This window comes from Mesorhizobium sp. BR1-1-15 (assembly GCF_020165475.1).
Lineage (GTDB): Bacteria > Pseudomonadota > Alphaproteobacteria > Rhizobiales > Rhizobiaceae > Mesorhizobium.
This window is the reverse complement of the sequence record NZ_JAIUIF010000006.1, coordinates 57,736-79,408: the sequence shown is the minus strand read 5'-3', so window position 1 is coordinate 79,408 and position 21,673 is coordinate 57,736. Positions and strand designations below refer to the sequence as shown.

General features: G+C 63.5%; 20 protein-coding genes and 1 pseudogene. 9 read left to right on the top strand and 12 right to left on the bottom strand.

Annotation, left to right across the window (positions count from 1 at the left end):
* Positions 1 to 3: 3 nt before the first annotated feature.
* The 3 genes from urtC to urtA form a co-directional block, all read right to left on the bottom strand.
* The gene (gene urtC / locus LB541_RS12945; RefSeq protein WP_140584353.1) at positions 4 to 1,233 is read right to left on the bottom strand and encodes an urea ABC transporter permease subunit UrtC; all 1,230 of its coding nucleotides are present in this window, start codon (positions 1,231 to 1,233) and stop codon (positions 4 to 6) included.
* The gene (gene urtB / locus LB541_RS12940; protein ID WP_140669988.1) at positions 1,230 to 2,846 is read right to left on the bottom strand and encodes an urea ABC transporter permease subunit UrtB; all 1,617 of its coding nucleotides are present in this window, start codon (positions 2,844 to 2,846) and stop codon (positions 1,230 to 1,232) included. Before urtB ends, urtC begins: the two co-directional genes overlap by 4 nt.
* 106 nt (positions 2,847 to 2,952) lie before the next feature.
* Positions 2,953 to 4,263 carry an urea ABC transporter substrate-binding protein gene (gene urtA / locus LB541_RS12935; protein WP_224618596.1) on the bottom strand — a complete coding sequence of 437 codons (1,311 nt, stop codon included), beginning with the start codon at positions 4,261 to 4,263 and terminating at the stop codon, positions 2,953 to 2,955.
* 313 nt (positions 4,264 to 4,576) lie between these two features.
* On the opposite strand from urtA, the gene LB541_RS12930 reads away from it, so the two are divergent.
* A complete protein-coding gene (locus LB541_RS12930) occupies positions 4,577 to 4,975 on the top strand; it encodes a hypothetical protein (protein WP_140498872.1) in 399 nt (132 codons plus the stop codon).
* Positions 4,976 to 5,041: 66 nt separating this feature from the next.
* Here the strand turns inward: LB541_RS12930 and LB541_RS12925 are convergent, their stop codons facing one another.
* The 3 genes from LB541_RS12925 to LB541_RS12915 form a co-directional block, all read right to left on the bottom strand.
* Complete coding sequence (locus tag LB541_RS12925; protein ID WP_140564484.1) at positions 5,042 to 6,613, bottom strand: GMC family oxidoreductase; 1,572 nt, start codon at positions 6,611 to 6,613, stop codon at positions 5,042 to 5,044.
* Between the two features lie 47 nt (positions 6,614 to 6,660).
* Positions 6,661 to 7,191: a gluconate 2-dehydrogenase subunit 3 family protein gene (locus tag LB541_RS12920; protein ID WP_140515296.1), complete on the bottom strand. Its 531-nt coding sequence runs from the start codon at positions 7,189 to 7,191 to the stop codon at positions 6,661 to 6,663.
* A gap of 72 nt (positions 7,192 to 7,263) precedes the next feature.
* Positions 7,264 to 7,659 (bottom strand): VOC family protein, encoded by a 396-nt coding sequence (locus tag LB541_RS12915; protein ID WP_140498876.1) that lies wholly within the window; start codon positions 7,657 to 7,659, stop codon positions 7,264 to 7,266.
* 246 nt (positions 7,660 to 7,905) lie between these two features.
* On the opposite strand from LB541_RS12915, the gene LB541_RS12910 reads away from it, so the two are divergent.
* Complete coding sequence (locus tag LB541_RS12910; RefSeq protein WP_140498878.1) at positions 7,906 to 8,211, top strand: ribbon-helix-helix domain-containing protein; 306 nt, start codon at positions 7,906 to 7,908, stop codon at positions 8,209 to 8,211.
* 71 nt (positions 8,212 to 8,282) lie between these two features.
* Here the strand turns inward: LB541_RS12910 and LB541_RS12905 are convergent, their stop codons facing one another.
* The 3 genes and pseudogenes from LB541_RS12905 to LB541_RS12895 form a co-directional block, all read right to left on the bottom strand.
* Entirely contained in the window at positions 8,283 to 9,005 is a 723-nt protein-coding gene (locus LB541_RS12905) for a DeoD-type purine-nucleoside phosphorylase (RefSeq protein WP_140525366.1), read from the bottom strand.
* 159 nt (positions 9,006 to 9,164) lie between these two features.
* Positions 9,165 to 9,368, bottom strand: a pseudogene (locus tag LB541_RS12900) (IS5/IS1182 family transposase); the annotation flags it as partial.
* Between the two features lie 82 nt (positions 9,369 to 9,450).
* Positions 9,451 to 10,293, bottom strand: coding sequence for an oxidoreductase (locus LB541_RS12895; RefSeq protein WP_140515294.1), 843 nt, complete (start codon positions 10,291 to 10,293; stop codon positions 9,451 to 9,453).
* 49 nt (positions 10,294 to 10,342) lie between these two features.
* Between LB541_RS12895 and LB541_RS12890 the strand changes: the two genes are divergently transcribed.
* Positions 10,343 to 10,969 (top strand): TetR/AcrR family transcriptional regulator, encoded by a 627-nt coding sequence (locus LB541_RS12890; RefSeq protein ID WP_140498884.1) that lies wholly within the window; start codon positions 10,343 to 10,345, stop codon positions 10,967 to 10,969.
* A gap of 55 nt (positions 10,970 to 11,024) precedes the next feature.
* Here the strand turns inward: LB541_RS12890 and cckA are convergent, their stop codons facing one another.
* Positions 11,025 to 13,601: a cell cycle histidine kinase CckA gene (gene cckA, locus LB541_RS12885; protein WP_140898481.1), complete on the bottom strand. Its 2,577-nt coding sequence runs from the start codon at positions 13,599 to 13,601 to the stop codon at positions 11,025 to 11,027.
* Positions 13,602 to 13,845: 244 nt separating this feature from the next.
* Here cckA and LB541_RS12880 point away from each other — a divergent pair, with 244 nt between their 5' ends.
* The gene (locus LB541_RS12880; protein ID WP_181169945.1) at positions 13,846 to 14,583 is read left to right on the top strand and encodes a flagellar biosynthetic protein FliO; all 738 of its coding nucleotides are present in this window, start codon (positions 13,846 to 13,848) and stop codon (positions 14,581 to 14,583) included.
* 134 nt (positions 14,584 to 14,717) lie between these two features.
* Here LB541_RS12880 and dksA read toward each other — a convergent pair whose 3' ends face one another.
* Positions 14,718 to 15,134, bottom strand: coding sequence for an RNA polymerase-binding protein DksA (gene dksA / locus LB541_RS12875; RefSeq protein ID WP_140498888.1), 417 nt, complete (start codon positions 15,132 to 15,134; stop codon positions 14,718 to 14,720).
* A gap of 271 nt (positions 15,135 to 15,405) precedes the next feature.
* Here dksA and LB541_RS12870 point away from each other — a divergent pair, with 271 nt between their 5' ends.
* From LB541_RS12870 to LB541_RS12855, 4 genes are all read left to right on the top strand, one after another.
* Positions 15,406 to 15,909 carry a SixA phosphatase family protein gene (locus LB541_RS12870; protein WP_224618594.1) on the top strand — a complete coding sequence of 168 codons (504 nt, stop codon included), beginning with the start codon at positions 15,406 to 15,408 and terminating at the stop codon, positions 15,907 to 15,909.
* Positions 15,910 to 15,971: 62 nt separating this feature from the next.
* Entirely contained in the window at positions 15,972 to 17,450 is a 1,479-nt protein-coding gene (locus LB541_RS12865; protein WP_224618592.1) for a YcjX family protein, read from the top strand.
* On the top strand, positions 17,447 to 18,568 hold the full coding sequence (locus LB541_RS12860) for a YcjF family protein (protein ID WP_140498894.1): 1,122 nt from the start codon (positions 17,447 to 17,449) through the stop codon (positions 18,566 to 18,568). The genes LB541_RS12865 and LB541_RS12860 overlap by 4 nt, the downstream gene beginning before the upstream one ends.
* A gap of 90 nt (positions 18,569 to 18,658) precedes the next feature.
* On the top strand, positions 18,659 to 19,210 hold the full coding sequence (locus LB541_RS12855; protein WP_140761822.1) for a hypothetical protein: 552 nt from the start codon (positions 18,659 to 18,661) through the stop codon (positions 19,208 to 19,210).
* An 86-nt stretch (positions 19,211 to 19,296) separates the two neighbouring features.
* On the opposite strand, the gene LB541_RS12850 is transcribed toward LB541_RS12855, so the two are convergent.
* Entirely contained in the window at positions 19,297 to 19,563 is a 267-nt protein-coding gene (locus tag LB541_RS12850; protein WP_140547541.1) for a hypothetical protein, read from the bottom strand.
* A gap of 263 nt (positions 19,564 to 19,826) precedes the next feature.
* Here LB541_RS12850 and LB541_RS12845 point away from each other — a divergent pair, with 263 nt between their 5' ends.
* Complete coding sequence (locus tag LB541_RS12845) at positions 19,827 to 21,662, top strand: monovalent cation:proton antiporter-2 (CPA2) family protein (RefSeq protein WP_140515288.1); 1,836 nt, start codon at positions 19,827 to 19,829, stop codon at positions 21,660 to 21,662.
* The last annotated feature ends 11 nt before the right edge of the window (positions 21,663 to 21,673 follow it).

Here is a 21,673-nt window from a genome sequence, read left to right as displayed (position 1 = left end):
TCGTTACTCCGCCGGCTGTGGTTCGAGGCTGGACGAGGACCATTCGCCGGGTGTTCTGGCCGCCGCCTGCACGACTTTGGACGGCGCGATTTCACCATCGGCGCCGGCCTCCTCGGCCAACGATGCCGCGCGCAGCGCCTTGGCGTTGCCGCGCCAGCTATCCCACATGCCGATGATGCCTTTCGGCAAGAGCAGCGTCACGGCGACGAACACGCCGCCGAGTGCGAACAGCCACAGTTCAGGCAGCACGCCGGTGAACCAGGATTTTCCGGCGTTGACCAGCAGCGCACCGATGATCGGCCCGATGATGGTGCCGCGCCCGCCGACCGCGGCCCAGATCACCACCTCGATCGAATTGGAGGGTTCGAATTCGCCCGGATTGATGATGCCGACCTGCGGCACGTAAAGCGCGCCCGCGACGCCGGCCATGACAGCTGAAACCGTGAAGGCGAACAACTTCACATTCTCAGCCCGCCAGCCGAGGAAGCGGGTGCGGCTTTCGGCATCGCGCACCGCCATCAGCAGCTTGCCGTATTTGGAGCCGACGATCGCCCAGGTGACGAAGACGCCGAGCGCAAGCATCACCGCGCTGGCCGCGAACAGCGCCGAGCGGGTCACGTCGGCCTGGACGTTGAAGCCCAGAATGTCCTTGAAATCGGTCAAGCCGTTGTTGCCGCCGAAGCCCATGTCGTTGCGGAAGAAGGCGAGCAGCAGCGCATAGGTCATCGCCTGTGTGATGATCGAGAGATAGACGCCTGTGACGCGGCTGCGGAAGGCGAACCAGCCGAAGACGAAGGCGAGCAGGCCAGGCACCGCGAGCACCATGATCGCGGCGAACCAGAAATGGTCGAAGCCGGTCCAGAACCAGGGCAGTTCCTTGTAGTTCAGGAACACCATGAAATCAGGCAGGACCGGATTGCCATAGACGCCGCGCGAGCCGATCTGGCGCATCAGATACATGCCCATCGCGTAGCCGCCGAGCGCGAAGAAGGCGCCGTGGCCGAGCGAGAGGATGCCGCAATAGCCCCAGACAAGATCGAGCGCCAAGGCAAGCAGCGCGTAGCAGAGATATTTGCCGGTCAGCGCCACGATATAGGGCGGAATGTAGAAGGCGCTCGTCGGTAATACCGCAAGATTGAGCAGCGGCACGATGATGGCCGCCGCCAGCAGGATGAGGATGGTGATGGCGATGCGGCGGTCCGCGCCCGCGGCGAAGAAGCGTCCCGACATCATGCTTCCACCGCCCTGCCCTTGAGCGCGAACAGGCCGCGCGGGCGCTTCTGGATGAACAGGATGATCAGCACCAGCACGACGATCTTGCCGAGCACGGCGCCGGCATAGGGTTCCAGGAACTTGTTGACGATGCCCAGCGAAAAGGCGCCGACCAGCGTGCCCCACAGATTGCCGACGCCGCCGAAGACGACGACCATGAAACTGTCGATGATGTAGCCACGGCCGAGATTGGGCGAGACATTGTCGATCTGGCTGAGCGCCACGCCGGCAATGCCGGCAATGCCGGAGCCGAGCGCGAAGGTCAGCGCGTCGACCCATGGCGTCCTGATGCCCATGGAGGCGGCCATGCGGCGGTTGGCGGTGACGGCGCGCATCTGTAGGCCCCAGGGGGTGCGCTTCATCACATAGAGCAGCACGGCAAAGACGCTAAGCGCGAAGACCAGGATCCAGAGCCGGTTCCAGGTGATGGCAAGCTGGCCGACATCGAACGAACCCGACATCCAGGAGGGATTGCCGACCTCCTGGTTGGTTGGCCCGAAGATCGAGCGCACTGCCTGCTGCAGGATCAGCGAAACGCCCCATGTCGCCAGCAGCGTCTCCAGCGGCCGGCCGTAGAGGAAGCGGATAATGCCGCGCTCGATGGCGAGGCCGACAAGCCCCGCGACCAGGAAGGCAAGTGGCAGCGCGATGACCAGCGACCAGTCGAACAGGCCGGGAAACGACGTGCGGATCACCTGCTGGACGACGAAGGTCGTGTAGGCGCCGAGCATCACCATCTCGCCATGCGCCATGTTGATGACGCCCATGACGCCGAAGGTGATGGCAAGCCCGATCGCTGCCAGCAGCAGCACCGAGCCCAGCGAAATGCCATACCAGATGTTCTGTCCGGCGTCCCACAGGGCCAGCGTCGAATTGATGTTGGCGATAGCCGCCGTCGCGGCTTCCTGCACTGCGCCCAAGGCATTGGCCCCTGCCGAGGTGAGCAGCGATACCGCATCGCGGTCGCCGCGCGCGCCGATCAGGGCGATTGCCGCGAGCTTGTCGGCATCAGGCCGATCCGAGCTCAGGATCGACGCGGCACGAGCCTGTTCCAGCAAGGTCTTGACACTGGCGACCGTCTCATTGGCGATCGCAGCGTCGAGCGGCTCGATGTTTGCGGAATCGGGCGTCTTGAACATGGTGTCGGCGGCGGCGAGCCGCACGGCCGGATCCTTGGCGCCAAGCGTCAGCGTGCCCAGCGCATCGCGGATGGTGCGGCGCAGCGTGTTGTTGACCTTGATCTTGGTGATGTCGTCCTTGGCTGCTTCACCGGATGGCTCACCGCTCAGCGGGTCGAAAAGCTGGACCCGTTCGCCGCCTTCCTTGCCGACGAAGACCAGGGAATCGATCTTGTGGATGTAGAGATTGCCATCGGCGAGTGCCGCAAGAGGCCGCTCCACTGCCGGATCGCCGGTCGCCGCCAGGTCGTGAACGACAGCTCCCGTCTCCGAGAAACCCTTGGCGGCGGCGAACTTGGCGATGATGCCACGCAGATCGGCTTCGCCGGCGCCCGATGACGACAGCGTCGCCAGCAAGAACAGCAGTGTCAGGCCAAGTGCGCGGAAAAGGTTCATCGGCGTCAGGCGACTCTTCAGGGTTGAGTTGGACGTCCGGACGGCGAAGGAACCGTCCGGACGCTCGCGGTCATGGGCATGGACCTGAAGGTCCAGCCCGGGAGGATCAGTTTGTGCCCTTGCCGCCGCATTTGCCGGTGGCGACATTGAAGTTGCCGCAGGACAGAGGCGCCCGCCAATCGGAGATCAAGTCCTTGGAGTCGGGCAGGTAATCCGACCACTCGTCGCCCATCACCAGCCCCGGCGTGCGCGAGACCGTCTCGAACTGGCCGTCGGCCTGGATTTCACCGATCAGCACCGGCTTGGTGATGTGATGGTTCGGCATCATCGTCGAATAGCCGCCGGTCAGGTTCGGCACCGAGACGCCGACCATGGCGTCAATCACCTTGTCCGGATCGGTGGTGCCGGCCTTCTCGACCGCCTTCACCCACATGTTGAAGCCGATATAGTGGGCCTCCATCGGGTCGTTGGTGGTGCGGTTGTCGTTCTTGATGAACTTGTGCCAGTCGGCGATGAACTTCTTGTTCTCGGGCGTGTCGACGCTCTCGAAGTAGTTCCAGGCGGCGAGATGGCCGACCAGCGGCGCCGTGTCGAGACCGGCAAGCTCCTCCTCGCCGACCGAGAAGGCCATGACCGGGATGTCCTCGGCCTTGATGCCCTGGTTGCCCAGTTCCTTGTAGAACGGCACGTTGGCGTCGCCGTTGACGGTGGAGACGACGGCGGTCTTCTTGCCGGCCGAACCGAACTTCTTGATTGCCGAGACTTCGGTCTGCCAGTCCGAGAAACCGAACGGCGTGTAGTTGACCATGATGTCTTCCGCCGCGACGCCCTTGGCCTTCAGATAGGCCTCGAGGATCTTGTTGGTGGTGCGGGGATAGACATAGTCGGTGCCTTCCAGCACCCATCGCTTCACCGAGCCGCCATCCTCGCTCATCAGATAGTCGACGGCCGGAATGGCCTGCTGGTTCGGCGCCGCGCCCGTATAGAACACGTTGCGCTCGCTCTCCTCGCCCTCATACTGGACTGGATAGAACAGGATGTTGTCGAGTTCCGAGAACACCGGCAGCACCGATTTGCGCGACACCGAGGTCCAGCAGCCGAACACCGCCGCGACCTTGTCCTTGGAGATCAGCTCGCGCGCTTTCTCGGCGAAGAGCGGCCAGTTGGACGCCGGATCGACGACGACCGCTTCGAGCTTCTTGCCGAGCAGGCCGCCCTTGGCATTCTGCTCGTCGATGAGCATCAGCATGGCATCCTTCAGCGTCGTCTCCGAAATCGCCATCGTGCCGGACAGCGAATGGAGGATGCCGACCTTGATCGTGTCGTCGGCCGCCTTCGCGGGCGCCGACATCGACAGGCCGGCAGCGACCACGCCCGCCGAAAACATTTTTGTTATTGTCGAGAAATTACCCCTCATGCCTGACACTCCCAAGCTGATTGATTGCAACGCAACACTACGAAGCAACCCCCATGCCAATCGCCGAGGCGGTTTCGTGGAAGGAGTTAATGCTCAATATTATCAGTGGATTGACATATCGTGCTTAGAGAAAGCGTGAGGGCCGGTTAAAAATTGGTTGAGGGAAATTTGCGCAGCGCACACGGTTTTTGCCTAATTTTCGTCCAATTTCTCCAAATGCCTAGATTTTGATCTCCGGACGCGGGCCGCACGCGACAAATATTGCGGTACGGCACACAAATGGGGCAAGTTCGCCCCTCAACCGAGCGACGTCATGGCATCCGGAATTTCACGCATCTCTACCGGCCTATTGTTTCTGGCGGCGGCGACCGGGGCGGCGCGAGCCGACTTCAGCGACGGCAAGATGCCCGACGGCATTTATCATTGCGAGGTCTACCTGCTCGGCATGTTCCTCAACCTCGGCGACATCACCATCAAGGGAAACGTCTATACCGGCCCAGTCACCTTCGGGACCGCCCAGCAGGGCTACAATTACCAGATGGACGCAAATGGGGTGATCTCCTGGCTGGGACCGCTCGGCGGCTACACCGCCGGCGGCAACTCGTTGTCCCTCACTCAGGCAACTCTGGATGGTCAGGGCCCGCCCTCGTTCGACATCATCATGAGACAGCCCGACGGCGCCTTCACCGCCTCGACCTGCACCAAGGGCTGAAAGTCGAGAAAAATGGCGCGGAACCCCGGTCGGGGCTCCGCGCCAGCAGGCAGTCGGGAGGTGGAACTAGATGCTTCTCGCTGACATTTGGCTGGCGATGTAATCGGCCTGCCGGATCGCCAGCGAGACGATCGTCAGCGTCGGGTTCTCGGCCGCGCCTGTCGTGAACTGGCTGCCGTCGGAAACGAACAGGTTCTTGATGTCGTGCGTCTGGCCGTGCTTGTTGACGACGCCTTCGGCCGCCTTCTCGCTCATCCGGTTTGTGCCGAGATTATGGGTGGAAGGATAAGGCGGCGTCGGGAAAGTACGCGTCGCTCCAACCACATCGTAGAGCGCCGTGGCCTGTTTGTAGGCATGATCGCGCATCGCCGTATCGTTGGGATGATCGTCGAAATGCACATCGGCGATCGGCATGCCGTGCTCGTCCTTTTCGTCGGCATGCAGCGTGATGCGGTTTTCTTCGCGCGGCATGTCCTCGCCGACGATCCACAGCCCTGCCATGTGGTCGTAGTGGTCGAGTGCGGTGGTGAAGGAGCGGCCCCAAGCGCCGGGATCGAGGAAGGCCGCCATAAACGGCAGGCCGAGCGAAAGCGTCTCGAATTCGTAGCCGCCGACGAAACCGCGCGATGGATCATGCCGCGCCTCGTCGCGGATGATGCCGGCCATCGTGGTGCCGCGATACATGTGCACCGGTTTGTCGAAGATGGCATAAACCGAGCCGGTGGTGTGGCGCATGTAGTTCTTGCCCACCTGCCCCGATGAATTGGCGAGGCCGTCAGGGAACTTGCTCGAAGCCGAATTGAGCAGCAGGCGCGGGCTTTCAATCGAATTGCCGGCGACGGCGACGATGCGGGCCTTCTGCTCCTGCAGCTTGCCGTCCTTGTCGGCATAGACGACGCCGGTCACCTTTCCCGAGGCGTCATGGTTGATCTTGACGGCCATGGCGTTCGGCCTCACCTCGAGATGGCCTGTCGCTTCGCCTTTCGGGATCTCGGTGTAGAGCGTCGACCATTTGGCGCCCCATTTGCAGCCCTGGAAGCAGAAGCCGGTCTGCTGGCAGGACATCCGGTCGTCACGCTCGACCGAATTGATCGCCATGTTGCCGGTGTGGCATTCCTTGTAGCCGAGCTTGTCGGCGCCAGCCTTCAACAGCTTGAAATTATTGTTGCCCGGCAGCCTCGGCCAGTCATTGGTGCCGGTGACGCCCATCTTGGCTTCGGCCTTGGCGTAATAAGGCTCCATCTCGGCCAGTGTCACCGGCCAATCGAGCAGGTTCGCGCCCTCCACCTTGCCGTAGGTCGAGGCGGTCTTGAACTCATGCTCCTGGAAGCGCAGCGAAGCGCCGGCCCAGTGCGTGGTCGAGCCGCCGACCGATTTCACGATCCAGGCCGGCAGGTTCGGAAAATCCCTGGCTACGCGCCAGTCGCCCGAAGTCGTGCGCTTGTCTTTCCAGGCGAGTTGGGCAAAGGAGTCCCACTCGTCATTGATGAAGTCGTCGAATTCGTGGCGAGCGCCGGCCTCCAGGATCACGACGTCGATGCCCTTCTGGGCGAGTTCATTGCCGAGTGTGCCGCCGCCGGCTCCCGAGCCGATGATGACGACCAAATTGTCGTTTTTCAGATCAAATGCTGCTGCCATGGTTTCCTCCCATGATTTCGATTTTGCTGGGTGGCGAGAGGAGCGGCTCAGAGCCACTCGATGTCGTCGAAGCCGCGCGCGATATAGCCGCCCTTGGAATAGGATTCGCCCTCATAGCCAAAGACCGGCCAGACCTCCTTCTGGTTGTAGAGGCTGACGACGAGGCCCCCGCGCACCGCCTGGAAGAAAGGCGTGGCTTCGACCTGCTTCAGCACTGCGACACGCTGATCCTCCCAACCAAGGTTCCGGTAGCCGCCCTTGCCGGACCTCTTGTCGAGATCGGCGATGCCGTTCTCGATGAGATCCCTATGTGCGGCATCCTTGCCGGCCTGATCGTCATGGCTCTTGACCGCGATGGCGTAATATTTGTCGGGAAGCTGATCGTGCGGGTAGACGTCCCGCCCCATTTGGATCAGCGTCGCCATCGTCTCCGGCTTCAGCGCCGACGTTTCGAGGCCCCAGGCATGTTCCGGGCTGATGACCGCGCTGCCGGAAATGACGAGCAAGGCTCCGACGCCGCCGCGCTTCAGAAGCTCGCGCCGCGAAAGCCCGGGCCTGCTTTCATAGATCGTGACCATATTTTCCTCCCTGCTTGCTGGTTGCATCCATGGGATGCCTTGGCTGGCGCCGCGCACACGCGGCCGCGATCTCTACTGGAACCTGCCTCCTCGTTGCAGAACCTCGATCCTGTAGCCGTCCGGATCCTCGATGAAGAAGAAGCGTGCGATCAGCGAACCGTCACGGTTGAATTCGACGATCTTCTTCGGGTTGAGGCCGAGCGCGCCGAGCCGGTCGTGCTCGCCGTCGAGATCGACGACCGAAACCGCGAGATGGCCGTAGCCATCGCCAAGCGCATAAGGCTCCTGCCGACCCTTGTTCACGGTCAGTTCGACTTCGAATTGCGTCTCGGCATTGCTGAGGTAGATGAGCGTGAACGTGTCGAAATCCAGCCTTTCGGCGACATCGAGGCCGAAGGCATTTCTGTAGAAATCGACGGAGCGGGTCTCGTCGAGAACCCGGATCATGGTGTGGATTGCCTTCGCCAAATCAGTCCTCGCCACTCGATGCTTCGAAGATGATTATGCGCGGCGACGGCAAAAGATGGTGGCAGCCGGTTACCACGCTCCGAAGATCGACTCGCCTGACAATCGCAAGGACGAAAGTCCGATTGCTGTTCAGCCGATTTTGCCGGAGAATGCTGTTGGGGACAAAGGCCGCGTCGCCTCTGGCGGCAAAAGCATCTGTCCACCCAAAATCAACGCCAAAAATCAACGAACGTGGGAGGTTGTCGGATGTGCAGGGTATTTGCGGCCCAGGATCCCGAAGGTTATCGTCAGATCAACCGGTCGATCCGCATCGACGGATATTCGACCAGCATCCAGCTTGAGGCGACGTTTTGGGCACTGCTCGACGAAATCGCCGAAAGCCAGGACCTGACGACGCCGAAATTCATCTCGAAACTCTATGACGAGGCCATCGAGATCAATGGCGAGATTCCCAACTTCGCCTCCATGCTGCGCACCACCTGCGCGCTCTATCTGCGCAGCCACCGGCCGGGTATGGAAGACCAGATGCCGCCGAAATGGGAAGCCGCCTGAAGAATCCAGAAAAGTGCCCCCCGGCTTTGTGTTCGGAATGCATCAGGAACTGGGGCGGCTCGGCGGGCCTATCACGCACCGGGCCGATCGGCGGCGGCGATTTCCAGCGCCAGCCGCGTCATGTCGGTAAAAAGATCCTGGCGCTCTGCATATTGGGTCTGTTCGCCGCTGTCGATATCGTCGACCACCGTGCAGATCGATAGCGCACGGGCCCCGAAATGCCTGGAAATGCGATAGAGCGCACTGGTCTCCATGTCCACGGCCAGCGCGCCGGCTGCCTGCGCATCGGCAAAACGGGCGCGTCCCTGCGGATGGTGGAAGACGTCGCTGCATGCCGTCAGCCCGGCACGATGGTCGATGCCGAGTTCGGCCGCCTTCGCCAATGCGCGAGCAAACAGCGCCGGGTCCGGCCCGGCTGCAGCGTCATAGAGGCCGAAAACCTGACCGCTTCGGGCGCTTTCGGGCCGCACCGATTGCGAGATGACGAGGCTGCGTAGTTTTACCTCAGCGGTCAGCCCGCCGCAGGTGCCGGTACGGATCAAAGTCCGCACACCGTAGCCGTCCAGCAGCTCATGCGCATAGATCAGAAAGGAGGATACGCCGATGCCGGTCGCCTGGATGCTGACCGGCTGACCACGAAACAGGCCAGTGAAGCCAAGGGCACCGCGCCGGCGGTTGATGCAGCGTGGGGCCTCCAGGAATGTCATGGCCATCCATTCGGCGCGCTGGGGGTCGCCCGGCAACAGCACAATGTCGGCGTAGTCACCCTCGCTGGCTTCGATGTGTGGCGTCAACAGCTCGTCCCTGCCGTTTCATCCACAATCATGGCCTTGTCGCAGTATTGCGCAAGAGGCATTCGGGAACGCTAATACACGGAAACTTCGTTTCAGGACGACAATATCACGAAAACAAAGAGTTAAAGCGGCCGGCGACTCTATCAAAGCTGAACTGTTCTAGGACGTAGACTCACAAGCGCGGAGCCACAGCCGCATTGAGGCGAGCTGGACCATGGCGAGGAAGTTGGCGGCGAGCTTGTCGTAGCGGGTGGCGACACGCCAGAAGTGCTTCAGCTCAGAGAAGAACCGCTCGATCAGGTTGCGCTCGCGATAGCCGCTGAAGCAAGGCTTCACTTGGTTGCTCTTCGGCGGGATGTTCGGCCGGCGGTCAGGCCGAGCCGCCCCAATTGCAGGCTGATGAAGACGCGCGGCGCGTCTTCATCAGCCGACGCACTCCAAGCGCTCATGATGCGAAGCTGGTTGATCGCGAAAGCTCCTCCCACGCGCTGATTTCGCTCCGCATCGCGTCGAGCTTCTGGTCGACCAGCCCCAGTGCGTCGTCGCCCAGGAACAGCCGTACCGGCGGGTTCGCGGCATCGACCAGCACGAGCAACGCCTGCGCGGCCTTGGCCGGATCGCCCGGTTGGTTGCCGCTCTTGGCCTGTCGCGCGGCGCGGATCGGGTCCATGACCGCGTCATAGTCGGCAATGCTGCGCGGCGTGCGATCCATCGAGCGTCCGGCCCAATCCGTGCGGAATTGGCCGGGAGCGAGCGCCGTCACCCGAATTCCAAAGCCTGCTACTTCCTTGCCGAGCGCTTCGGAAATGCCTTCGAGCGCGAATTTGCTTCCGCAATAGAAGGTGATCCCGGGCATGGTGATGAAGCCGCCCATGGACGTGACGTTGATGATATGGCCGCGACGCCGCTCGCGCATGCCCGGCAGCACCGCCTTGATCATCGCGACGGGCCCGAAGACGTTGGCGGCGAACTGGCGCTGGAGATCGTCCATGGAGGACTCCTCCAGCACGCCCTCATGGCCGTAACCGGCGTTGTTCACCAGCACGTCGATTGGACCCGCCTGCCGTTCCGCCGCGGTGACAGCCGCCGGGACCGTCTCGAAATCGGTCACGTCCAGCAAGAGCGGGTGGGCGCGATCGGGCGCGAGCGCGGCGAAGATCTCGGCGTCGGCTTCCCGCCGCACGGTGCCGATCACCCGATGACCCGCTTCAAGCGCGCCTCTTGCAAATGCTCGCCCCAGCCCGGAGCTGACACCGGTGATGAGGAATGTCTTAGGGGTGGAAGTCATGGTTCACTCCGGGCTATGATTGAAACTATATCATGATATAGATCACAGCATGACACCAAACAAGACCAAGGTTGCTCCGACCGCCACGCGGGGTGAGCCGCTTCGCCGGCGTGTGATCGATGCGGCGGAGCGACTGCTCCGACAGGGTAAGGCCGATTTCTCGATGCGCGACCTCGCCACCGAAGCCGGAGTCAGTTTTGCGACGCCGTTCAATCAGTTCGGGAGCAAGGCCGCGATCATGCATGCCCTTTCGCGGCGGCGGATCGATACGATGGCCCAGCGCTTTGCCGGGATGTCACCGCCTGCCGATGCCGCCGGCCGCGTGCTGTTGGCCATCGATACCGCGGTCGAGGTGATGCTGGAGGAGCCGGAGATAAACCGGGCCGTGATGGGATGGATCGGCACGGCCGGCCCGTCCCCCGGAAAGGTCCTAGCGCACTCCACAACCTTGTGGTCGCTGGCCCTTGGAGCGGGCGAAGGCTTGATCGCGGCCGGCAGGCAGGAGGCGCTGCGCAGTTTGCCGGAGCAGCTCGCATTTGCCTTTCGTGGGGTCCTGTCATTCTGGACCGCCGGCGAACTGCCGGATGAGGCGCTTGCCTCGAAGGCGCGAGAGATCGCAAAAACCTTGCTGCTCGGATTTGCTGAACGGCCGCTATTCGGCGATTCCGCCTCCTAAGCTGCCCTCCGGGAACCACCAATCTCGGCCATTTCCCGATTTATGGGTTCACGGCCTAAGACTCCAGCATGTCCTTGACGATCGTTGCCAACTGCTTGAGCGAAAACGGTTTCGGCAGGAATCCGAAATGCGCGTCCGCCGGCAGGTTCCTGGCGAATGCATCCTCGGCATAGCCGGACACGAAGACGAACTTGATGTCCGGCTGGCGCTTGCGCAACTCGCCGAGCAGCGTCGGCCCGTCCATCTCCGGCATCACCACATCCGAAACCACAATGTCGACCTTGCCGCCGAGCGCTTCGAACACTTCCAGCGCCTCGACCCCGGAGGACGCCTCGTGCACGGTATAGCCGCGCGAGGTCAGAGCCCGCATGCCGCCCATGCGCACCGCATCCTCGTCCTCGACCAGCAGCACCGTGGCCGACCCGGACAAATCCTTGCCTGTCTCGGCCGACTTGGCAGGCACCGCTGCCGGTGCTTCCCCAGGTTCGCCTGCCTTCTTTGCCTCGGCAATGTGGCGCGGCAGGAAGATGCGGAAGACCGAACCCTTGCCGACCTCGGAATCGCAGAAGATAAAGCCGCCGGTCTGCTTGATGATGCCGTAGACCATGGACAGGCCAAGGCCGGTGCCCTTGCCGACCTCCTTGGTGGTGAAGAACGGTTCGAATATCTTCTTGAGCACGTCGGGCGCGATGCCGCTGCCGGTGTCCTCGACCTCGGCCACCACATAGTCCGCCGGGGTGAGTTCGCGGTAGGGGAAGGTCTTGCACTCCTCGGCGGTCACATTGCGGGTGCGCACCGTGAGGTCGCCGCCCGCCGGCATTGCATCGCGCGCGTTGACCGCCAGGTTGACCACCACCTGCTCGAACTGGCCGATATCGACCTTGACCGGCCAGAGATCGCGACCGTGGTCGATCTTCAGCTTGATGTCGTTGCCGACCAGACGGGCGAGCAACATCCTGAGATCGGCGAGCACGTCGGTGAGGTTCAGCACTTCCGGCCGCAGCGTCTGCTTGCGCGAAAAGGCCAGCAACTGCCGCACCAGCGAGGCTGCCCGGTTGGCGTTCTGCTTGATGTTCATGATGTCGGGGAAGGATGGGTCCGACGGCCGATGGTTGGTCAGAAGCAGGTCCGACGCCATGATGATGGCGGTCAGCACATTGTTGAAGTCGTGCGCGATGCCGCCGGCAAGCTGGCCGACCGCCTGCATCTTCTGGCTTTGCGCCATCTGCCCTTCGAGCGCCTTCTGCTCCGTCGTCTCGACGGCGTAGACGATGGCCGACTCCTCGGCCCCCTCGCCGCCTGTGCCGTCGGCGACCGCATTGACGTAAAAACGGATGTGGCGCTCCTCATTGCCGGGCAGGAGCGTGTCGATCGGCTCGATATCGGCCTGCCGCTGCCTTGCCTTTTCGAAGGCCGCGGCAAAGGCCGGGCGGTCACGTTCGTGGATGACCGTGTCGAGCCGCATGCGGCGGTCGACGGCGTCCCGATCGACGACCGATGAAAACAGCGAAAGGAACGGCGCATTGGTGCGCAGTATGCGCCCGCTGGCGTCGACGCCGGCGATCGCCATCGGCGTCGAATTGAAGAAACGGGTGAAGCGCACTTCCGAGGCGCGCAGGTCCGCCGAGGCGTCCTCGCCTTGCGTGCGGTTGAGCACGATCGTGCGCGTCGGACCGTTGAGGCCTTCGCGGCTGGCTGAAACGCGATGCATGAAGCGCACCGGCAGCGCCTCGCCCGTCATCGTCGTGAGGTCGAGATCGATGACCGCGTTGCGCGTCGTACCGGGGTCGGCCTTGACCGAGCGCACCAGCGCCATGCCGTCGCCGGCGACGATCTCCGGCAGGGACACGGCGCCGGGCGTGAAGCTGGCAAGGTCGATACCCAGCCATTCGGCGAGCGTGGCGTTGATATAGGTGACGCGGCCTTCCTGGTCGGCGGAAAAGAAGCCGGCGGGCGCGTGGTCGAGATGATCGATCGCCTTCTGCAGGTCCAGGAAGAAACGCTCCTGCTCGGCGCGTTCCTGCGAAATATCGGCAAGTTGCCAGGCGAGCATCGGCAGCCGTTGGCCCGGCACGCTGAAGGTGCGAGCGCGGGCGCGATACCAGCGCGCGCCGGGCTCAGCACCAGGCTTGATCGACTGCGCGAGTCGGAATTCGCCGTCGCCCGGCTGGCCGTCACGCAGGCCGGAGGCCAGTCGGTAGATGGTGACCGAAGCTTCCGGAACATCCGAAAGCAGCCCTTCGACCGTCTTCAGGTCGGCCGCGGAAGAGGCTCCGGTCATGTCGGCATAGGCGCGGTTTGCATAGACCACGCGGCCCTTGGTGTCCGTGACCAGAAGGCCTTGCGACATCGAATCGACGAATGCCTTCGACAGTTCGTCGCCCGTCGAGCGTGGCGTGATCTGCACGAAGCCGATCGCCGTGGCGAACAGGAAGCCGACGCCGATCATCGCCAGCACGCCGAGCATGCCGAGCAGGAAAGGGTCGCCGAGCCGCTCGCGAAACAGGCCGAAAACGATCGCGGCCCCCGTCAGGACGGCAATGAAGATGACGAGCCGGGTAACGGCGCCCGGCCGCGTGTTCTGATCGACGATCGGTACCGGATAGAAATCGCCGCGCGTTTCCTTGGCCATGTGCCCCCTGCTCTTGAAGTCCGGTGTTCCGATACTCGCCGCAATGTGTGCCGACGCCCGCCCCTGTCGGGTTGAATCACATTCTCCTGGTCCCGAAAAGGCCCGGGCGGCAAATGTCAGATAAAAATGACGTCGGCCAGCCCTCCAGTGTTTCAAGCTGTTCATGAAGCGTGAAAGGCAACTTGCGGTAGCCCGCCGCAACGGTCTAGTGTCGCGTCACTTCCAAACCGATCAGGGGGAACCAATGCTGCAATGGCTGGATAGCGTAGCGGGCCCCGGCTATGTAGCGGCACTGCTGTGGACCTTCGCGGCGCTGGTCCTGCTGGTCATCGTCCTCATCATCGTCAAACTCGTTCGCAACCTGACCTTCGGCACCTTTGTCGCGGGCGGCCGGAACCGCAAGACGCGGCTTGCGGTCATGGACGCCACCGCCGTCGACAGCCATCGCCGCCTGGTGCTGGTGCGCCGCGACGACATCGAGCATCTGCTTTTGATCGGCGGCCCGACCGATGTCGTCGTCGAGCGTGACATCCGCCTTTCTGCGCCACGCCGTCCCGCGCTGACCGGAGACGGCGGTTCGCAGCAGCCTGTCGCGGTGGCAAAGCCGCGTGCGCCTCAGCCCACCCCGGCGCCGGCGAGACAGGCACCTGCTCCGCAGCCGGTGAGTGCAGCGCCACCCGCCCGCCAGCGCGCTCCGGAGCCGGTGCCGAAGCCGGCGGCGCAGGGTTATCAGCCGACCAATGTCACGCCGCTGCCTTCCTACGGCTCCGCAAACGTCAATGCCGTCCGGCATGCCCCGCCGCCGGCTTCACCACCGCCGGGGCAGGAAAGCATCGATGAAACGCTGATGAAGGAACTCGAGGTTTCGCTCGACCAGCCCCGCTCGAGCAGTCCGGCGAATAAGCCGGTGGCAAAAACACCGCCGTCGCTCGACGACGAGATGACCAGGCTTCTGGGCGAACTCTCCAGCCAGAAAAGATGAGCAGCGCTTGCGCCCGGGCCCGAAAACCGATCGGGGTTTTTGAGCGCATCGCCCGGATCTCAAAAAGAAATGGCCGGAAAACCGGCCATTTCGACAGTGATGTCGCTGAAATCTTCTTGAATGCAGACCGCAGGCTAGTCGTCGCGATAGACCTTCTCGCGGCGCTCGTGGCGCTCTTGCGCTTCGATCGACAAGGTTGCGATCGGGCGGGCATCCAGCCGCTTCAGCGCGATCGGTTCGCCGGTCTCCTCGCAATAGCCGTAAGTGCCTTCCTCGATGCGCTGCAAGGCCGAATCGATCTTTGCGATGAGTTTCCGCTGGCGGTCGCGCGCCCTGAGTTCGATGGCGCGGTCGGTTTCCGAAGAGGCGCGGTCGGCTAGATCGGGATGATTGGCGTTTTCCTGCTGTAGGATTTCGAGGGTTTCGCGCGCTTCGCGCAATATGTCGTTCTTCCAGGTGACGAGCTTTGAGCGGAAGTAGGATTTCTGCCGCTCGTTCATGAACGGCTCGTCTTCGGAGGGTACGTAATCGGCGGTAACGGCATCGTTCATTCGACTCACCCAAACAGCCCCAAATTTGGCGCCTATATATTCGCGGTCAAACGCCTGCACAAGCGCAATCGATTACCGATTCACGCAATTGTTAATCTGCCTCGATGAGCGCGATTGAGGTGATTCGGGCTGGTCTTAGGTACCGGATCCTTCGAACTGGCAGCCGCCGGCTGATGATTCGTCATGTCCGAAAAACGACTGCCATTGTGCGCCACGCCGTTCTTATGGCTAATCACAGCAAGGTTCGGGCTGTTGGCACGGTGGAGGTTGGGTGAGCAGGCTTTATCTGTTGAGGCACGCCAAAGCCGGATGGGCGCTGCCCGGCATGCGTGATTTCGATCGCCCGCTCGATGCGTCCGGCCGCGCTGATGCGGAGGCGATGGGCATCGCCATGCGGTCGCGCTCCTATGTGCCCGATCTGACGCTTTGCTCCACAGCCCGGCGCGCGAAGGAGACGCTGGAAGGCGTGGCCGGTCGGGCCGACACCGGCCGGGTTCTGTTCGTCGACGCGCTCTACAGCGAGGACGCGGCCGCGTACCTCACCCTCATCCGGGACAATGGTGGGGTGGGTTCGATGCTGCTCGTCGGCCACAATCCGATGACGGAGGATCTCGCCATGGCGGTGTCCGGCGATGGCGAGGAAAGCGCCCGCGCCATGCTCAATCATGGTTTCCCGACCTCGGGCCTGGCGGTCGTGCGCTTCAGCGGCGATCTTGCCGGGGCCGCCCAGGGTGCCGGCTATCTCGAGGCATTCCTGACGCCGGCTGACCTCTGACGCCATTTCAAACCAGCACGGCAACGCCTATATCGGACCTGTCGCAGCATCGAGAGACAATTTTGGCGTCATCGCTGACCACTTTCACCGACGAGGCGAGAATTGCGCTCGACACGCTTTCGGGCCGCGCCAGCGGGCTATTTTCGCCGTCGCTGCGGCTGGGCGTCACGGGCCTTTCCAGGGCGGGCAAGACGGTTTTCATCTCGGCGCTGGTCCACAACCTTATTCATGGCGGGCGCCTGCCGCTGTTCGAGGCGCAGAAATCCGGGCGCATCGCGCGCGCTTTCCTCGAAGAGCAGCCCGACGACGCGGTGCCGCGATTCCAGTACGAGGACCATATCGCCGCCTTGGTGAACGACCGCGTCTGGCCCGATTCGACACGCGCCATCTCCGAATTGCGGCTGACCATCGAATATGAATCGGCTTCCGGCTGGAACAGGATGTTTTCCTCCGGAAAACTGTCGGTCGACATCGTCGACTATCCCGGCGAATGGCTGCTCGACCTGCCGCTGCTCGGAAAATCCTTCGCCGATTTTTCGCGCGAAGCCCTTGAAATGGCTGCGTTGCCGGTGCGCGAGGATCTGTCGCGGGCCTGGCGGGCGCTATCGGCCGAGATCGACCCGAACGCCGATGCCGAGGAGATGACGGCGCGCCGCCTGGCCGAGGATTTCGCCGCCTATCTCAAAGCCTGCAAGCTCGACGAGCGGGCGCTTTCGACTTTGCCACCGGGCCGTTTCCTGATGCCTGGCGATCTCGAAGGCTCGCCCGCATTGACCTTCGCGCCTCTGGCCAGCCTGGGCGACAAGCGCCCGCGCAGCGGCTCGCTGCATGCGATGATGGAAAGGCGCTACGAGGCCTACAAGACCCATGTCGTCAAACCCTTCTTCCGCGAACACATCACCCGGCTCGACCGCCAGATCGTGCTGATCGACGCCATGCAGGCGCTGAACGCCGGCCCCGGAGCCATGGCCGACCTGGAGCGCGCGGTGACCGAGATCCTCGCCTGTTTCCGTCCTGGACGCGGCAGCTTCCTCACCGATCTTTTCTCGCGGCGCATCGATCGTATCCTGATCGCCGCCACCAAGGCCGACCACCTGCATCACGACAGCCATGACCGCTTGCAGGCGATCGTGCGGCGGCTGGCAGACCGCGCCGTGGCGCGGGCGAATTTCACCGGCGCCGGCGTCGACGTCGTCGCCATGGCGGCGGTGCGCGCAACACGGGAAGGCACCGTCAAACAGGGCCGCGAGATATTGCCGGTCATCATCGGCACACCGCTCGCGGGCGAGACAATCAATGGCGACACCTTTGACGGGAAAGCTGAAACGGCCATATTTCCCGGTGATTTACCGGAGAAAATTGATGCTGTCTTCGAAGCTCCCGGGGGAGCGCACAGGCAGGACAATACCGACCCGGCGATCCGCTTCGTGCGCTTTCGCCCGCCAAAACTCGAGCGCACGGCCGAGGGCGTCATGCTGTCACTGCCGCATATCCGGCTCGACCGTGCCTTGCAGTTCCTGATCGGAGACCATCTGGCATGACCGCGCCCCGCAAGCCGGCGGCATTCCGCATCGAACCGGAGGCCACATCGCAGCAGGACGCGGCGCAGGCGCGCCGTGCCCAGGCCGGGGCGCCGGAGGCGCGCCGTGTCCAGACCGACACACAGCGCAAGCCCCGCGCGGTGAAGAGCGATGTCGCGCTGGTCATCCCGTCGGAGATCGACGTGTTCGACGAGCCGGACATCGTCGCTGCCGAACCGCCGCCGGCGGTCGCTCGCAGGAAACGTTCATTGCTTGGCTCCATCTTCTTCGGCGCGTTCGGGGTGCTGGTTTCGCTGGCCATCGGCCTGTGGACCGATCAGCTCATTCGCGATCTGTTCGCGCGCGCCGAGTGGCTGGGTTGGCTGGCGGCCGGCATGGCTGCCGTCGCCGTGCTGGCGCTGGTGGTGATCCTGATTCGCGAGTTCCTGGCGATCGCCCGGCTTGCCGAGGTCGAAAAGCTGCAGAAACGTGCGCTCGATGCGATTGCACGCGACGATCCCAAGGCGGCGCGATTGGTGGTCGACGAGCTGTCGGCCTTCGTCGCGGCCAAACCCGAAACGGCTGCGGGCAGGCGCGCGCTGGCCGATCTGCGCGACGAGATCATCGATGGCGCCAATCTGGTGCGTCTCGCTGAGGCGGAGATCCTTGGCCCTCTCGACGCCAGGGCCAAGATCATGATCCTGGAAGCCGCCAAACGCGTGTCGCTGGTGACGGCCGTCAGTCCGCGTGCGCTCGTCGACGTAGCCTATGTCGTGTTCGAGGCCGGGCGCCTCATCCGGCGCCTTTCGGAACTCTATGGCGGGCGGCCGGGAACACTGGGTTTCTTTCGCCTGGCGCGCAGCGTGCTGGCGCATCTGGCGGTCACCGGTTCGATCGCCGTCGGCGACAGTTTCGTCCAGCAGATCGTCGGCCACGGCCTGGCTGCGCGCCTCTCCGCCAAGCTCGGCGAAGGCGTCGTCAACGGCATGATGACGGCGCGCATCGGCATCGCCGCGATGGAGACGGCGCGCCCCCTGCCCTTCAGTGCGGCAAAACGGCCGGGACTGGGTGATTTCCTCTCCGCGCTGACATCGTTCGCAAGCAGGAAGGAAAGCGAGAACACCCCGCCTGGCAAGTGAACGACGACCTTGGCAGTGACGAAGCATTAACCAATCTTGTTCATGGTCGCACTGGTTCCAAAACAGCCTCTTTGTTGCCGGGTGTCGTCGATGAAAAGCGTAATTCTGTCCAGCCTGTTGCCCCTGGCGGTTGCGATCACCACTGTCGCCGGCATTGCCGCACAGGCGTCCGCGGCGGAGCCGGACAAGCAGTTCTTCCGGTCCGCCGAAGGCAAGTGGGTGGGCCCGGGCGAGATCGTCGCCGGCAAATACAAGGGCACGAAGTTCAATTGCAGCTTCACCGGCTCGACGCCCGACGGCAAGATGGGCATGACGCTCGACGGCGGCTGCCGTGTGGGCATGTTCACCCAGCCGATGTCGGCCAAGATCGAGCGCAAGGGGCGCGATTACAAGGGCTCCTTCATGGGCGGCGCGGCCGGTGCCGGCCTCGATATCATCGGCGGCAATGTGGTCGATGCCCGCAAGGTGGTGTTCACCATCAACCGCAACCAGCTGCGCGGCGTCATGCAGGCACGCATCCCCGACGACAATTCGATGACGGTGACGGTTGCAGTGCGCGTCGCGGACCAGCTGGTGCCGGTGATCGGCATGAGCCTGAAGCGGGTCGACGCGATCGAAGTCGGCTCCATCGTGCCGAACTGAGCGCGTATCAACCGCCTGTAACCAAACACAAAAAGAGACGGCGGCCCATCGCCACCGCCTCCTTTTGAAGACGTCGATAGGAACGATCAGCCCTTGATCGCCGCCGTCACCTCATCATAGGCCTTGCAGGCGTCGGCCAGGGTCGTGGTGCCCTGATATTTGGTCGTCACCTCTTGCACCTTGGCCGTCAGATCGGCCGCCTTGGACGGATCCTTGGTAACCGCCTCCTGCAGCGCGGCGGCCATGTCCTGCGCCTTCTTGGTGGCGACCTCGGCCGTGCACTCAGGCGCCTTGGAGCAAGCCGAGCCGGCGAGCACCGCCAGGCCGACGGCAACGAGCAAAAACTTCTTCATGTCAGTCATCTCCTCAAAAAGGGCGCGGCTTGATCGCCACACCCTCCACTGGCCGAAGCCGAGCGTGCTTAACCTCCGATTGCAGCCAGACGCAACGCGGCCTCGCGCTCAACTTGTGTAACGTGCCTGCAACATTGCCCGCCGCAGGATTCGGGCTGTTACATGCCCGCCGAAGCCCCTATCCTTGGGGCGCTGGCGCCTGATCCGAGGCGTCTTGACCCGACCGCACAGGCTGCGGTCCTCAAACGAGCGGAATGGCGGGAATGGCGGCAGAGGCAGCGGGCAGCGAGCTTGTTCAGGTGGTGGCGCTGCTCGCCGCGGGTGTTGTCGCCGTTCCGATCTTCAAACGTATGGGCCTGGGTTCGATTCTCGGCTATCTGGCCGCGGGCGTGGTGATCGGCCCGTTCGGCATCGGTGTGTTTTCCGAATCGGGAGCCATCCTCCACGTCGCCGAGCTCGGCGTCGTGATGTTCCTGTTCATTATCGGGCTGGAGATGCAGCCGTCGCGGCTCTGGGGCTTGCGCCGCGAGATCTTCGGCCTGGGCGCGCTTCAGGTCGGGGTCTGCGCGGTCTTGCTGACCGGTGTGGGAATAGCCGGAGGCTTTTCCATCGCGCAATCCTTCGTCGCCGGAGCCGGCTTCGTGCTGACCTCGACGGCGATCGTCATGCAGCTTCTGGAAGAGCGCGGCGAAATCGCCTCGCCCAAGGGCCAGCGCATCGTCTCCATCCTGCTGCTGGAGGATCTGGCGATCGTGCCGCTGCTGGCCCTGATCGCGTTCCTGGCGCCAGGCGGCACCGACACCAGCCTGTCGGAGCGGCTGGCCGAGGTCGGTATCGGCCTTGCCGCGATCATCGGCCTGGTGCTGGCCGGACGTTTTCTGCTCAACCCTTTCTTCCGTATCCTGGCGGATGCCCGCGCTCGCGAGGTGATGACGGCGGCCGCCCTTCTGGTCGTTCTCGGATCCGCCCTTGCCATGCAGCTCAGCGGCCTGTCGATGGCGATGGGCGCGTTCCTGGCCGGCGTGCTGCTGTCCGAATCGACCTTCCGCCACCAGCTCGAAGCCGATATCGAACCGTTTCGCGGCATCCTGCTCGGCCTGTTCTTTCTCGCCGTGGGCATGTCGCTCGACCTGCATGTGGTGGTTCAGAACTGGCGGCTGATCGCCGTCTATGTCGTTGCCTACATGGTCATGAAGGCGCTCGGCATCTACATCGTCGCCCGCATCCTGAAGTCGGGCCATCGCGAGGCGCTGGAACGCGCCGTCTTCATGGCGCAAGGCGGCGAATTCGCCTTCGTCCTCTATTCGGCCGCCGCTTCCGTCGGCATCATCGACGGCCAGGCCAACGCGACGCTGACGGCCATCGTCATCATCTCCATGGTGCTGACGCCGCTGGCGATCGTCGCGTTGCGGTATCTGACGCCGCGCGACGAGCTGTCGCTGGATGGCGTCGACGTCGCCGAAGGGCTGACCGGCAGCGTGCTGATCATCGGATTCGGCCGCTTCGGCCAGATCGCCAGCCAGCCATTGCTGCTGCGCGGCATCGACGTGTCGATCATCGACAACGATGTCGAGATGATCCAGGCGGCGGCCGATTTCGGCTTCAAGGTCTACTACGGCGACGGCACGCGGCTGGACATCCTGCACGCTGCCGGTGCCGGGCGCGCACGCGCCGTGCTCATCTGCGTCGACAAACCCGATGCCGCCGTACGCATCGCCGAGCTCGTCAAAGCCGAGTTTCCCTTGCTCACCGTGCTGGCGCGCGCCTTCGACCGAGGCACCGCGCTACAGCTCATCCGCACAGGCGTCGACTATCAGCTGCGTGAAACATTCGAATCGGCGCTGGTTTTTGGCGGTTCGACGCTGGAGGCCCTGGGCGTCGACCCGGAAGACGTCGCCGAGGTGGTCGAAGACGTCCGCCGCCGCGACACCGCCCGCTTCGAGACGCAACTCGCCGAAGGCATCCGCTCCGGACAGCGCTTCCTGAAGGGCAATATCGGCACGCCGATCCCGACGCCGCTCTCCACGCCGCGCCGCCCCGGTCAGGCGCTCAACGAGGAAACGGCCGGCGTTCTGCACAAGTCCGAGCCGGCGGATTGATAGGAGAAAAG

What these genes read in the sequence shown, in the direction of transcription:
- cckA (WP_140898481.1), bottom strand. Translation starts at nt 13,601, where the DNA reads ATGGCCAAGGAAACGCGCGGCGATTTCTATCCGGTACCGATCGTCGAT.
- LB541_RS12910 (WP_140498878.1), top strand. Translation starts at nt 7,906, where the DNA reads ATGTGCAGGGTATTTGCGGCCCAGGATCCCGAAGGTTATCGTCAGATC.
- LB541_RS12860 (WP_140498894.1), top strand. Translation starts at nt 17,447, where the DNA reads ATGACCGCGCCCCGCAAGCCGGCGGCATTCCGCATCGAACCGGAGGCC.
- LB541_RS12850 (WP_140547541.1), bottom strand. Translation starts at nt 19,563, where the DNA reads ATGAAGAAGTTTTTGCTCGTTGCCGTCGGCCTGGCGGTGCTCGCCGGC.
- urtC (WP_140584353.1), bottom strand. Translation starts at nt 1,233, where the DNA reads ATGATGTCGGGACGCTTCTTCGCCGCGGGCGCGGACCGCCGCATCGCC.
- dksA (WP_140498888.1), bottom strand. Translation starts at nt 15,134, where the DNA reads ATGAACGATGCCGTTACCGCCGATTACGTACCCTCCGAAGACGAGCCG.
- LB541_RS12880 (WP_181169945.1), top strand. Translation starts at nt 13,846, where the DNA reads ATGCTGCAATGGCTGGATAGCGTAGCGGGCCCCGGCTATGTAGCGGCA.
- urtA (WP_224618596.1), bottom strand. Translation starts at nt 4,263, where the DNA reads ATGAGGGGTAATTTCTCGACAATAACAAAAATGTTTTCGGCGGGCGTG.
- LB541_RS12925 (WP_140564484.1), bottom strand. Translation starts at nt 6,613, where the DNA reads ATGGCAGCAGCATTTGATCTGAAAAACGACAATTTGGTCGTCATCATC.
- LB541_RS12845 (WP_140515288.1), top strand. Translation starts at nt 19,827, where the DNA reads ATGGCGGCAGAGGCAGCGGGCAGCGAGCTTGTTCAGGTGGTGGCGCTG.
- LB541_RS12920 (WP_140515296.1), bottom strand. Translation starts at nt 7,191, where the DNA reads ATGGTCACGATCTATGAAAGCAGGCCCGGGCTTTCGCGGCGCGAGCTT.
- LB541_RS12890 (WP_140498884.1), top strand. Translation starts at nt 10,343, where the DNA reads ATGACACCAAACAAGACCAAGGTTGCTCCGACCGCCACGCGGGGTGAG.
- LB541_RS12855 (WP_140761822.1), top strand. Translation starts at nt 18,659, where the DNA reads ATGAAAAGCGTAATTCTGTCCAGCCTGTTGCCCCTGGCGGTTGCGATC.
- urtB (WP_140669988.1), bottom strand. Translation starts at nt 2,846, where the DNA reads ATGAACCTTTTCCGCGCACTTGGCCTGACACTGCTGTTCTTGCTGGCG.
- LB541_RS12930 (WP_140498872.1), top strand. Translation starts at nt 4,577, where the DNA reads ATGGCATCCGGAATTTCACGCATCTCTACCGGCCTATTGTTTCTGGCG.
- LB541_RS12895 (WP_140515294.1), bottom strand. Translation starts at nt 10,293, where the DNA reads ATGACTTCCACCCCTAAGACATTCCTCATCACCGGTGTCAGCTCCGGG.